The sequence below is a fragment of the Alcanivorax sp. genome (assembly GCF_040118815.1).
Lineage (GTDB): Bacteria > Pseudomonadota > Gammaproteobacteria > Pseudomonadales > Alcanivoracaceae > Alcanivorax.
On the sequence record NZ_JBEDTC010000011.1, the window covers coordinates 218,412 to 231,749 of the forward strand.

General features: G+C 58.2%; 9 protein-coding genes. 7 read left to right on the forward strand and 2 right to left on the reverse strand.

Going from position 1 to position 13,338, the window contains the following annotated elements; all coding sequences use genetic code 11:
* The 4 genes from gspK (at window position 1) to ABNH18_RS08415 (ending at window position 4,118) form a co-directional block, all read left to right on the forward strand.
* Window positions 1-1,017 (forward strand): type II secretion system minor pseudopilin GspK, encoded by a 1,017-nt coding sequence (gene gspK / locus ABNH18_RS08400; RefSeq protein WP_349382386.1) that lies wholly within the window; start codon window positions 1-3, stop codon window positions 1,015-1,017.
* 122 nt (window positions 1,018-1,139) lie between these two features.
* Complete coding sequence (gene gspL / locus ABNH18_RS08405; RefSeq protein WP_349382387.1) at window positions 1,140-2,279, forward strand: type II secretion system protein GspL; 1,140 nt, start codon at window positions 1,140-1,142, stop codon at window positions 2,277-2,279.
* Window positions 2,276-2,794 (forward strand): type II secretion system protein M, encoded by a 519-nt coding sequence (locus ABNH18_RS08410; protein ID WP_349382388.1) that lies wholly within the window; start codon window positions 2,276-2,278, stop codon window positions 2,792-2,794. Before gspL ends, ABNH18_RS08410 begins: the two co-directional genes overlap by 4 nt.
* 40 nt (window positions 2,795-2,834) lie before the next feature.
* Window positions 2,835-4,118 carry a hypothetical protein gene (locus tag ABNH18_RS08415; RefSeq protein WP_349382389.1) on the forward strand — a complete coding sequence of 428 codons (1,284 nt, stop codon included), beginning with the start codon at window positions 2,835-2,837 and terminating at the stop codon, window positions 4,116-4,118.
* Here ABNH18_RS08415 and ABNH18_RS08420 read toward each other — a convergent pair.
* Window positions 4,110-5,792 carry a CocE/NonD family hydrolase gene (locus ABNH18_RS08420; RefSeq protein ID WP_349382390.1) on the reverse strand — a complete coding sequence of 561 codons (1,683 nt, stop codon included), beginning with the start codon at window positions 5,790-5,792 and terminating at the stop codon, window positions 4,110-4,112. The two genes, ABNH18_RS08415 and ABNH18_RS08420, sit on opposite strands and share 9 nt — an antisense overlap.
* Before the next feature lie 47 nt (window positions 5,793-5,839).
* Between ABNH18_RS08420 and ABNH18_RS08425 the strand changes: the two genes are divergently transcribed.
* From ABNH18_RS08425 to ABNH18_RS08435, 3 genes are all read left to right on the forward strand, one after another.
* Window positions 5,840-6,589: a lipoprotein intramolecular transacylase Lit gene (locus ABNH18_RS08425; RefSeq protein ID WP_349382391.1), complete on the forward strand. Its 750-nt coding sequence runs from the start codon at window positions 5,840-5,842 to the stop codon at window positions 6,587-6,589.
* 49 nt (window positions 6,590-6,638) lie between these two features.
* Window positions 6,639-8,666 carry a PEP-utilizing enzyme gene (locus tag ABNH18_RS08430; RefSeq protein ID WP_349382392.1) on the forward strand — a complete coding sequence of 676 codons (2,028 nt, stop codon included), beginning with the start codon at window positions 6,639-6,641 and terminating at the stop codon, window positions 8,664-8,666.
* A gap of 66 nt (window positions 8,667-8,732) precedes the next feature.
* Window positions 8,733-9,530: a DUF2189 domain-containing protein gene (locus tag ABNH18_RS08435; RefSeq protein ID WP_349382393.1), complete on the forward strand. Its 798-nt coding sequence runs from the start codon at window positions 8,733-8,735 to the stop codon at window positions 9,528-9,530.
* 71 nt (window positions 9,531-9,601) lie between these two features.
* Here the strand turns inward: ABNH18_RS08435 and metH are convergent, their stop codons facing one another.
* Window positions 9,602-13,303: a methionine synthase gene (metH, locus tag ABNH18_RS08440; protein WP_349382394.1), complete on the reverse strand. Its 3,702-nt coding sequence runs from the start codon at window positions 13,301-13,303 to the stop codon at window positions 9,602-9,604.
* Between the last annotated feature and the right edge of the window lie 35 nt (window positions 13,304-13,338).

Below are 13,338 nucleotides of genomic sequence, written 5' to 3' on the forward strand. Positions count from 1 at the left end.
ATGGCACTGGTGATTGTGTTGTTGCTACTGGCCCTGTTGACCACCATTACCGTGGAAGTGCTGTTTCGCCAGGATCGCTTCCTCACCCGTGCAGATAACCTGCTGCAATGGGATAAGCGCTACCAATATGCCATGGCCGCAGAGGTGGTTGCACAGCAGGGGTTAGTGGATGATCTGCAGGATGATCAGAACAATAACGCCCTGGTGGATGACTGCGTAGAAGAGCAGTGGGCGGTGCAGTTGCCGCCTACACCCTATGAAGATGCCTTTCTCAGCGCCAGCGTTCAGGACCTGCAAGGCCGCTTCAATCTGAATTGGTTGATTACCGCCCAAGGCGATACGTTTGTTCGCGATCCTGAGGCGATTGATCGATTGACCCGGCTGATCGAGCTCACCTTCCCCCAGGAAACCGATGCTTCCCGGTTAGCCAACGAAATGGCCGACTGGCTGGATTCCAATAATATTGTGGACGGCGTCGAAGGGGCGGAAGACGCGGATTACCGAAATCGCCGTACTCCCAATATGCCGGCCGCCCATGAATCGGAAATGCGCGCTTTGCTCAGCTTTCAGGTGGCCAATCAGCCCCAGGACAGCATGGTCTGGGGGCTATTTACGGCGCTACCGCTGGGTACGACATTGAATGTGAATACTGCGCCGCCCCAGGTGCTGGACGCGGTGCTGGGCGGGATAGCAGGTACTGGCGTTGCCGAAGCGATTGTCAAAGCTCGTGAAGAAGAGCCGGTTACTACAGTAAGCGATCTGATGCAGATTGCGCCCTTGAGTACCCTCAGCGCCGACGAAAAACAGAAGGTTAGCGATCTTTTGGGCGTCAGCAGTGAGTATTTCCAGGTGATGGTGGACGTGGAAGTTGATGGCCAGTTAAGCCGTCTGGTGAGCCGTTTACGTCGACGCAGCGGCAGCGGTAGTGAGGCGTCGACGGATGTCTTCAGCCGGCAGGTTAGCCCGCTGCTGACCCCGCTCGAACCGGCGTGTAATCCCTTCTACAATACGCAGTAGATGGGTGCTCAGTGGTTGCAATGTACAGTAACGGCACTGCGGAATGACGCTCGCCTTGGTACACTGACCCGGCGGCACAGGCAGATATAACAACGCAGATAACAACGAAAGGACACAACAGCGTGGCAGATGCTCCACTGATTTATTTAAGCGGTGCAGGGGGAACGGAACCGAATCTCGATATTCCGGTGCTGTTGCAGCGCAACGCAGCCGATGACGTACAGGCCATCAGCTTGCGTGATGCGCTGGCACAGTCTGCCGGCCAGACCCTCCATGTCATTATCAGCGTGGCCTTTGCCCGGTTAACCCATGTCTCCCTGACCCGCAAGCAGGCGCGCCATTTGCAGCGTGTGCTGCCGTATCTGTTGGAAGAACAGATGCTGGACAGCCCGGAGTCGCTCTGGTTTGTCTCCCGCAAAGGGGCAGGGGATGACTACGAAGTGACCGCCATTGCCCGCGAGTTGATTGTGCAGCTAGAGCAGTGGGCGGCGGAACAGGGGGCCGTACTGGGCTCGCTTCAGGTGGACGCCGAGCGGCTTCAGGGCCAGGCACCACTGATTGCCGAACTGGATGGCGGGCAAGCGCTATTGATGGCCGATCGAGATCGTTGCCTGGTGGTGGATGCCGACCAGCGAGACGGCATGCAGGCGTTATTTGGTGACAGCCTGGCGGGCGCTACCGTTCTGTCCGGCACCTCGACGTTTGTGGATGCCTTGCGAAGCGGGTCGGGCCAGGAACTGCTCACCGGGCCGTATGCCCCGAAGCAGAAAAAGGGCAACAACACGGCGTTTGCGCCCTGGAAACCCGTCAGTATTCTGGCCGCGTCCGTGTTTGTGCTGGCGCTGGTGGCAATCTGGGTACAGCAGTGGCGCTATGATCAGGCTTCACATGCGGCTTTTGCCGATGCGAAAACCCTTTACGAGCAGCTGTTTCCCGGTGACAAGGCCACCACTGCCCTGAGTCGGCAGTTTCAGGGGCGTCTTGCCCGCCTGGGCGGTAGTAGTGAAGGCGGGCAGGCTCGTTTTTTCCCGCTTCTGGCGCCGGTGGCCCAGGTGCTGAAAGAGATCAAGGTTGAGCCTAAGCGGCTGCAGTATGACCAGCGTGACAATACGCTGCTGCTGGACGTGGGCGCCAAGGATTACGCCCAGCTGGAACAGCTTCAGAATGCGTTAAAAAAACAGGGCGCGAGAGCCTCAATTGCCAACTACCGCAATGGTGCCCAAGGCGTTAGCGCCCGTATCAAGGTGGAGCAGCCAGGATGAGTAATACGGCAGAACTGAAAAAACTGGCCGCACACCGGCGCGACCAGGCAGTGAACTGGTACGAAAGCCGTGAGCCCCGAGAGCAACGTATTCTTCAGGTGTTGGCAGCGGTGGCGTTTCTGGTGGTGCTGTACTGGTTGATTTGGGCGCCTTCGGTGGCAGCGCGGGATCAGGCAAAGAATCGCTTTGTTTCCAATCAACAAACACTGCAGTGGATTCAGGATAACCGCAGCGCGGTTATTGCGGCCCGGCGTGGCGATTCGTCACCAGCGCGTCCCACCGGAAACTGGACCGGCAACGTGAGCCGCAGCGCGGACCAGTTTGGTCTGACCCTGAAAGGGTTTTCCCCCGACGGCAATCGCGCGGTACGTATTCAGATGGAAAATCAGGCGGCCTCACAAACGATGCTCTGGCTGCAATCCCTCCAGCAAGAGGGTGTGCAGTTGACCAATCTGGAAATGACACCGGGTGAGAAGTCTGGGACTGCCACGGTGCGAGCGACGCTGCAGAAGTAGCCGGCAAACAAGAATAAACAACCAGGTAGCAGCCATTACTATGACCCTACGCCTGTTTCTGGCGCTTGGCCTTTTTATTCCAGCACTGACTGCCCATGGTGAGTGCCGATTTGACCCTCTGGATCGCGGCCGGGTTGTTAAACTTTCCGGGCAGGATTTTCCTGGCGTTCAGGGTAAAGCGCTGAACGCGCTTTCCGTTATGCGCGTTGAACAGGGACGCTTTGTGCCAGTGGCTTATCAGTTCGATGAGCGGGATGAGCATGGCATGGTGTGGTTTGAAGGAAGTGAATTCTCCATGGCCGGGGACGCCGGGCATTTGGATACGGCAGATCAGCTGCTGATGATGCTTACTGATGCAGGCCCGCAGGCGCCAGCCACGCTTCGCCCAGCCCAGGGTGCCATTGTCGCCGATGTGGAAGTGGCGAAACGTTGCCATTTCTATCTGGTTGAAGGTAACAGCCAGCGCAGCCAGAATTACTACGTCGCCCACGACATCGATAACGGCAAGACGCGTACGGCGCTTTATGAACTGAACGTGGAGCCGGAAAATGAACTCAACTGGCTCTATCTCGGCTATCAGGGTTATCAGGGTGACGGCTCCATAATCGATACCCTGAAAATGCGCATGAGCGCCGGGGTGCTTTCTCGCTTTACCCGGATGTCCCTGGATAACCACAACCTGCGCCCCAAGCAGGTGGGGCATTTGCTGGGCCCGATCCGGTCGGTGATGCATTTGCGTACCAAGGTAGTGCTTGCCGGTATTCCGGTGATGACGATTCAGGTGCAAGCCATGCGCTATGCCGCCCATTACGAAGCGCACACCTTTGCCCGCATCCCGGATCTGTATCGCGCTACCCTCAAGGATCCGGAAGTGGCGGTGACCGTGGACGGCAATGCGCAGATCGGCGCGCGGGTTTATACCGCGCGTTTTGCGGATACGCCGGTGACCGTGGACGGCAAACTGGATGATGCGGATGAGATCTTTGCGAACCAGTCACTGAGCATGAATGAAAACTGGATTCTCTTTGACAGCCGCAAGCAATTTTCCCTGCTGACGGCCATGACCGTACCGGACGAGTTACTGGATACGCCGGTAAAGCTGATCTATGAAGACGATCGTGCGCTGCGGGTTGAACCGGAGCAGTTCACAGGCCAGCTGCCTAATCTGGGGTATTCCCTGCAAGGTTGGCCGGAGCCGCAGGAATTGCGTTTTACCGTCAGCCTGTATTTTGACGAAGGCCTGCATGGCATCGAGGCGGGGGCGTTTGCACAGCAGCGCAGTGCTGCTGTGCCCTACGCAGTCAATGAGCCGGTATCAGAATGACCGATCCGGTTTCAGCGAGAGAACCTCTTCACGGGTGATTGGTAACCAGACATTCCCTTTGACGCTGGCATTGCGTGCGATAAACGCAGAGTTCAGCGGAAACTGGCTGGTAAATCCGTAGATCACCAACCCGATACGGTCGCCGGCTTTCAGCGGCTGGCTAACCGCAGGCAATTCCAGTTCATAAATGCCTTTTTCCGGCAGGGGAGTCAGCTGTTCGCTGGCCACATGGACCCGACGGCGGTTGGCGTGCTGAATGCCGAGGCCCACAAAAACGGGCATGCTGTCCCCGCCGGAAGTGCCACCCAGGCTGAGATCAATGTGCGGCTTGCCGAGCAGCACTTCATCATCCCCGCGGGCGATATACATGGGCACGAATTTCGGACGACCAAAGCCGCCATTGGGCTTCATATCACGCAGGTCGGCCCCAGGCCACATGGCACGGAACAGGTCCGTGCCGGTATCCACGCCCACCATCAGCCATTCAAACGCACCGGCCAATGGTACGGTAACCTTGGTGCGAGGTAGCACATACTGAGTGCTATTGATTGGAAGGCCTTCCTCCAGGGCGATGCCCCGATCCTCGGTAACATTAACGCAATACTGCGGCACCTGTTTTTCGCCATCCCGCAGCTTTTCATCCCACCAGTTCATGATGGTATCCACCGCGGTTTCGCTGTAATCGCCGCAGTGCACCATGTGATCGGTCTGGTAGAAAGGCAACCAGCCGCGCCATTGCTGCATGGGCCAGGGCATCACGTGACCGGCTTGCATGCCGATAATGCGGGCATCGCGGCCCTGCTCCTGCCAACAATCGTAATTACGTTCGGCCTGCTGGAACGGAAACATGGTGTCGGTGAATCCCTGAATGAACAGGGCGTCGGCTTGGGGGGCTTGGCCCTGATCGCAAAAGGCGGCGGGGCTGCGTTGATACATCAGGTCTTTGAGATCCTGATTGACGGTGCCATCAAAGGCGCTTCGCCACGGGTCTGAAAACATCACTCCCACATCAAAGCCGCTGTTAATGCCACCTACGCCCAGCAAAACGGCCCCCCAGGCACTGCGGAACTCGCCGTTCGGGGCGATGCTGTTCATGTCGTGCCAACCGGTGAGTGGCACCAGCGCCTGCAATCGCGGCTCGGTGAACGCGGCTAGCGTTTGTAAGCCGGCACCGTAGGATTCGCCAATCATGCCGATGGCAGGTTGGCCGTCTGGCATGCGTTTGACGCCAGGAAGGTGCCCCAGAGACCAGTCGATCACGTTGCTCAGGTCCGCCACTTCATAGTCCGGGTCCATCATGTGCACTCGGCCGTCGGACTGGCCCCAGCCCCGCTGATCGTAGAACACCACCCAATAGCCGGCCTTCCATGCGGCAATGGCCGCTTCGCCGGTGAGGATGGATTTTCCGTAAATCGACATGGGCCGCTTTGCGCGGAAGCCGCCAAAGCCGTGCGTGGCAATAATCAGTGGAGCGTTTTCTCCGGCTTGAAGCTCAGGCTGGTACACGGTGGCTGCCAGTTTTTTGCCATCCCGGGTAGGGATGCGAACCTGGTAATAATCCTGTTTCTGCGCCTGGGTCGTGCGCGGCGAATGGGTTTGAGGCAGGGTGGTGGTACAACCCGATAACACAAAAAAGCCCGCCAACAGGGCCATGGACATGAAGAGCGGTCGCATGTGGCTACGTCCTCTGTTTATTATTCTGTTATTACTGTGAGGGTGTTATGAAAAAAACGGTTCAACCAAGCCAGACCACTGCCACTTTCGTGTGGTTTTTTTATGCTGCCATTGTCGTTTTACTGGCAGTGACATTGTGTTGGGCACTGTACAGCCAGTCGAGCTATGGCTACCGCTTCTGGTATCAGCAGCTCGACATTGCCGAACATATACAAATTTATGGACCTCAGAATCGCTTTAAATCCGGGTTTGAACAATTGCCCGCCGAGCAGCACTGGAAGGCGTTTGAGCAAATACGTGATGCCGTGCATAACGGCGGCGCGGGATTGACGGATATTCAGTACCAGCCGCCCGGGAAAATAGCCCGCCCGTTACTGCACAAGGCTGAAGTGCAGCACCTTCAGGATGTGGCCGATTTTATCGATGTGGGCCGCGTGGTTTTCTGGGTGTTGCTGGCGCTTTGGTTGCCGCTTGCCTGGCTTTGCGTCTGGCTCAAGCCACCACCCATGCGGTGGCGGCTTGGCATTACTGTTTTCACTGTGGGGGCTGTGTTAGCGTGGTTGCTGATTGCCGGCCCGACCCAGGTTTTCTATCAGTTTCATCTATGGATTTTCCCCGCTGACCATCAATGGTTTTTTTATTGGCAGGACTCACTGATGAGTACGCTGATGAAGGCACCGGTATTGTTTGGCGGGATCGCGGCGGTGATCGCTCTGGGGGCATTGCTGCTCACGCCAGCCATCTACTGGCTGGGCCTGTGGGGTGTGCGACGGTTTGCGCCGGGTTTGCGGCTATAACACCGTTCGCGTACATAACAGACCAATTTCGACCAATAAGAAACGGCTCATGAGCATTGAAGTACTGACTGCCGATGTTGAGGGTGGCGAAAATCTGCAACGCTGGGCAGCCATGGGGTTGCCAATCCCGCCCAGCTGGCGTATTGATCGCAGCGTGGTGGCAGAGAGTTCTGCCGCGTCGTTGACCCAACAATTGCGCGCCTTGCCGCGCATGTTTACCGATAACCGTTATTGGGTCCTTCAGCAGGGGCCCATGAACCCGGATTCCCGCCGCGAAAGTTTGTTGAACCTGGATTCCGACGAATCCCTGGCGGCGGCATTGCAAAGCATTTTTGACCGCGAGCCGGGCCCGGAGCACGTGGTGATTCAAGCGCTACCGCGACAACAGGCGGCTGGCGTGCTGTTTACCCGTCATCCGTTACGCCAGGACCTGCCACACATGGTGGTGGAAGGGATGGTGGATGGCAGCAATGAGCGTCAACGGCTGATTTTTGACGACAACAGCCGACTGGTGCATGCGACGCAGTCCGCGGTGCCACTGAGTCAGCGGGTGGATGAAACCTTGCTGTGCCAACTTCATACCCAGCTCAAACAAAACTTTGATCGACCCCAGGCCGGTGAGTGGGTTTTCGATGGTGAGCAGTTGTGGTTGCTGCAGACGTTGCCGGTGGGCTCACTTCCTGAACCTAAGGAAGCCTGGACGCGGCGAGCCGGCGTGGGTCTGTTCAACCAGGTAGAAACGCCACTGTGGTACACCCTCGCGGGTCGCTGGCTGAAAGCGGCTTTCTGGGAACCGCTGGTCGAACAGGCCGGGTGGAGCCGTTTGGCCAAGATCGAGCCGTACCGACGCCAGCACAGCCATATCTACACGAATTGTGCTTTTTTCCGCGAGCTTCAGAAGCAGCACAAGGGGGCTGGCCGTTTTGTGCCGCCGGCCTGGCAGCAGCTGGAAATTCACGATGACGCAAAGGCGGTGCGTTCGCGTTCGCGCCTTGGCAACACCGTTACCCAATGGCGCCACCGTTGGGCGCTGACGCAGTTGTCTCTGGATATTCGCCACTGGAAAGAACCGGACGTGACCCGTGAAGGGCTGTGGCGTGCGTTTATGCGACTGGATGCCATGGGTGAGGCACTGAGCCGAGTCGACGGCGAACTTGCTTATCTGACCCTTGCGGATGCCTTGCCAGGCTATGGCGCACCGTTGCCGTTACCGTTGCTGGTTACGCCTGCTGAACTGCAGGCGGTTCAAGCGCTGGCTCTGGGGGATGTTGAGTCGGTGCGCCATACCGCGCTGCGCCCTGGCGCCGATCCGGTACACGCGCCGCTAAATGAAGGCCCGGCCCAGGCCGCTACCCTGAATGGCTTGCAGCAACCGGGCGTGGTCAGCGACGCACAGCTGGCGCAACCTCGCGAGCAGGACGCCAATGCGCTGCGTATGGCGCGCACGGCCCGCGGGCTGCGTTTTGCTATCGGTAATCGGCTGCGGCATCTGCTGCGATCCATGGGTGCCATCGCGGTGGAGCAGGGCATGCTGCAGCACCCCGACGATATCTATTTCCTGTATTTCGATGAGCTCTGGCAGCTCTGGATGGGGCAAAAGTTGCCAGCCAGTGCGGGCAGAGAGGTCATCGGCGACCGCAAACTCCGCTATCTGGATGACGGACTGCAAGGTGCGCCAGACTGGAAGATGGATCAGGTGGGTTACGGTTTCGGTGGCGGTCAGCGGCTCAGCCCGCTGTTACGCGGGTTGCCACTGGTCAACGGGTCTGTGGAAGGACCGATTCGGCGGGTGTGCAGCGCCTGGTGCCTTAACAAGATCCAGCCCGGCGATATCGTGGTTGTCGATCAGGTGGAGCCCGCATGGCTGCCCTGGCTGGTACAGGCCGCGGGACTGGTGATTGCCGAGCAGGATCCGGCTAACGGTGCGGCCAGCCTGGCAGTGACGTATGGCATTCCGGCTATCTGGTCTGCCAGTGATGTGATGCATAGCGTGCAGGACAATTTGCAGGCCACGCTGGATGCCACCCAGGGCCAGCTTGATGTCGCCCCGGTTATGGATGACGATAACGCCAACTAAGACTTGGCCGAATGGACACGACCCGACCGGGTCATGTGTTGCTCTTGTCGCACAGAGGCAGGTTCCATGGCGCAACCACCGGATCAGGAAGAAGATACTCGCCCGTTCGTGGCGCCGTGCCACACGATAGATACCCGTGCGCCGCTGCGCTGGTTGCGCAAGGGCTGGCACGATTTCAAGGCGGCGCCGGGCCCAAGCCTGGTGTATGGCGGCATCATGGTCGCTATTAGCTATCTGATCAGTGCTGCGGCCTGGTGGTTCGGTAACATGGGGCTGTACCTGGGGCTGCTTTCCGGCTTTGTTTTTCTTGGGCCGCTATTGGCGCTCAATCTCTACGATATCAGCATTCAGTTACAACAAGGGCGGGTGCCCAGCCTGTCCGAAAGTTTACGCCAGGCTCGCGCCTGTATGGGGGACGCGCTTACCTTTACGGTGATTCTGGTGGTGGTGTTCTTGGTGTGGGCCCGGGCAGCGAACCTCATTTATATCTTTTACCCGGTAAACGAATGGCATATGGACAATGTGCTGTTGTTTTTCGGGGTGGGCAGTAGTGTGGGTGCGCTGTTCTGCGCCATTGTCTTTACAGTCAGTGCGTTTTCGCTGCCCATGATCATGGATCGCAAGACCGATATGGTGACCGGAGTCATTACCAGCACCAACGCGGTGTTACGTAACAAGCCGGCATTGTTTGTTTGGGCCTGCCTGATTGGCATTTGCCTGTTGGTCGGGCTGCTAACGGGCTACCTGGCGTTGGTGGTGCTACTCCCGGTGCTTGGCTATGCCACCTGGCACGCCTACCGCGAAGTGATTGACGCCAGCGAGTGGGAATCGCGTTTTGAGCTTCCGGCTGAGGACGCGAGTTAAGCGCTCAATGCGGAAACGGAGACTTTGTCGGCCATCCTGTTCCCGCGTTTTTAGCATTGAATGATTTGAGCCTAGTTCTCGTCCATGTAACCCAGAAGATGAGGCACCATGCGCTCGATTTCCTTGCGTGTCATGCCTTTGCGCCCGGCGTAGTCGTCCATCTGGTCCTTCGCCAGTTTGCCGGTACCGAAATACTTGGCTTCCGGGTGTGAGAAGTACCAGCCGGATACCGCGGCGGTGGGCAGCATGGCGTAGCTTTCGGTCAGGGTCATGCCAGCATGGGTTTCCGGGTCTAGCAACTGCCACAGCAGGGCTTTCTCGGTATGGTCCGGGCACGCCGGGTAGCCGGGTGCTGGGCGGATGCCCCGGTATTTTTCACTGATCATATCCTGATTGCTCAGCGCTTCATCGTTGGCGTAACCCCAGTAGTCCTTGCGGACTTTTTCATGCAGGCGCTCGGCAAAAGCTTCCGCCAGCCGGTCCGCCAGTGCCTTGAGCATGATGGCGGAATAGTCGTCATGATCGGCCTCGAAGCGGGCCACATGCTCGTCGATACCAATGCCGGCGGTGACCGCAAAGCCACCCAGCCAGTCGGTGAGTCCGGTTTCCTTGGGGGCAATGAAGTCACTCAGACAGAAATCCGGCTTGGCGTTCTTGCTCCGGTCCAGCTGCTGGCGCAGGTGGTGGAGAGTCATGAAGGACTCCTGGTCACCCGGATTACGATACAGCTGAATGTCGTCCATATCCGAGTTTGCAGGCCAGAAACCTATTACACCACGGGCGGTTAGCCACTTTTCTTCAACGATTTTCTCAAGCATGTCCCGGGCATCCCGGTAGAGCTTGGTGGCTTCTGTGCCGACTACTTCATCGTCGAGGATCTTGGGGAATTTGCCGGCCAGCTCCCAGGCGCGGAAGAAGGGGGTCCAGTCGATACGCTGCACCAGATCGTCCAGCGGGTAATCGTCCAGTACCTTCAGGCCTTTCACCTTGGGCTCCGGTGGCGTGTAATCACTCCAGTCGGGCTGGAAGCGGTGCTCTCGAGCCTGATCGATGGAAATCAGGCTGCGATCTACCTGCTGCTGCTTGCGGCGTACGCGCAACGCCTCGTAGGTTTCCTTGATTTCAGCCACGTAGTCGGCCTTGGCGGTCTTGGACAGCAGCTTGGAAGCTACACCGACCGCACGAGAGGCATCGGCCACGTGGACCACAGCCTCATTATAGGCCGGATCGATCTTCACCGCCGTATGAATACGGCTGGTGGTGGCACCACCAATCATCAATGGCAGGTCCATTTCCAGGCGCTGCATTTCGCTGGCTACATGGACCATTTCTTCCAGCGAAGGGGTGATCAGCCCGGACAGGCCGATGATGTCGACCTTTTCCTCTTTGGCTACCTCGAGGATCTTGTCGCAGGGCACCATGACGCCCAGGTCCACCACGTCATAGCCGTTACATTGCAGGACTACGCCGACAATGTTCTTGCCAATGTCGTGCACGTCGCCTTTCACCGTGGCCATCAGAATTTTGCCGTTAGCTTCATCCTGGGTGCCGAGCTCTTCTTTTTCCTTCTCCATGTAGGGCATCAAGTAGGCCACCGCCTTCTTCATTACCCGAGCGGACTTGACCACCTGGGGCAGGAACATCTTGCCTTCGCCAAACAGGTCCCCGACCACGTTCATGCCGTCCATCAACGGGCCTTCGATGACATGAAGCGGGCGGGCCGCATTCTGGCGGGCCAGCTCGGTGTCTTCTTCCACGTAGTCGGCAACGCCTTTCACCAGAGCATGCTCAAGGCGCTTTTCTACCTCCCATTCTCGCCAAGCCAGGTCTTCCTTCTTGGCTTTTTCGCCGACGCTGCCACGGTATTTCTCGGCCAGATCCAGCAGCACTTCGGTGCCGTCTTCATTGCGGTTGAGCACCACATCTTCCACGGCATTGCGCAGTTCGTCGGGAATATCCGCATAAATGGCCAGCATGGTGGGGTTAACGATGCCCATGTCCATGCCGTTTTTGATGGCGTAATAGAGGAAGACCGCGTGGATGGCTTCACGAACCGTGTCATTGCCCCGAAATGAGAAACTCACATTGGAGACCCCACCGGAGATCATGGCGTGGGGCAGGGTGCGCTTGATGTCGCCTACCGCTTCGATGAAATCCACGGCGTAGTTGTTGTGCTCTTCGATGCCGGTGGCAATGGCGAAGATGTTGGGGTCAAAAATAATATCTTCGGGGGGAAAGCCTACTTCTGTAGTGAGCAATTTATAGGCACGGGTACAGATTTCCACCTTGCGCTCACGGGTGTCCGCCTGGCCTTCCTCGTCAAAGGCCATGACGATCACGGCGGCACCGTAGCGGCGCAGTAGACGTGCCTGGTGAAGGAAGGCAGCTTCGCCTTCCTTCATGGAGATAGAATTCACCACCCCCTTGCCCTGGATGCATTTCAGCCCGGCTTCGATCACTTCCCACTTGGAGGAGTCGATCATGATCGGCACTTTGGAGATTTCCGGTTCGGATGCCACCAGATTGAGGAACTTCACCATGCACTCGGCGGATTCCAGCATCCCCTCATCCATGTTGATATCGATGATCTGGGCGCCGTTCTCCACCTGGTCGCGGGCCACTTCCAGTGCGGTATCGTAGTCTTCTTCCTTGATCAGGCGCAGGAACCGCTTGGAGCCGGTCACATTGGTCCGTTCGCCCACATTCACGAACAAGGAGTCCTTGGTGATGGTGCAGGGTTCCAGGCCAGACAGGCGGCAGGCCACTTCGATTTCAGGAAGTTGGCGTGGAGCCAGGCCTTCCACGGCTTCAGCCATGGCCGCGATGTGCTCTGGGGTGGTCCCGCAGCAACCGCCGATAATGTTCAGGAAGCCTTTCTCTGCCCAGGCGCGCACCTCTTTCGCCATGGTGGACGGATCCAGGTCATATTCGCCCATTTCGTTGGGCAGCCCGGCGTTGGGGTGAGCGGACACATAGGTCTCGGAAATGCGCGACAGCTCTTCGATGTACGGACGCAGCTCCATAGGGCCCAGCGCACAGTTCAGGCCAAAGCTGATCGGGCGGGCGTGACGCAGAGAGTTGTAGAACGCTTCGGTGGTCTGGCCGGTGAGCGTGCGGCCGGAGGCATCGGTGATGGTGCCAGACACCATTACCGGCAAGTCGAGATTGTTCTCGTAGCAGTACTGGTCCACCGCAAACACCGCCGCCTTGGCGTTCAATGTGTCGAAAATGGTTTCGATCAGCACCATGTCGATGCCGCCTTCTACCAAGCCGTCCAGGGCCTCCAGATAGGCGTTTACCAGAGCATCGAAGTTCGTGTTGCGGTAACCGGGATCATTCACGTCCGGGCTGATACTGGCGGTGCGGTTGGTGGGGCCGAGTACCCCGGCCACGTAGCGGGGCTTGTCCGGCGTGGAGGCTTCGTCGGCGGCCTCCCGGGCGACACGGGCAGCGGCGACATTGATATCCCGGGCCAGGTCCTGCATGTCGTAGTCGGCCATGGCGATGGACGTGGAATTGAACGAATTGGTCTCAATGATATCCGCGCCCGCGTCCAGATAGCCCTTGTGCAGCGCCTTGATCCGCTCGGGTTGCGTCATGCTGAGCAGGTCGTTGTTGCCTTTCAGGTCACTGGGCCAATCGGCGAACTGGGTGCCGCGAAACTCCTCTTCACTGAACTTGCAGCGCTGAATCATGGTGCCCATGCCGCCATCAAGAATCAGAATGCGTTCCTGGAGTTGGGCAGTAAGTTGCGCGCGCGGGTTCTGTGACATCGATAGCTCCGGCAAAGGCGGGAAATTGGGGCGTG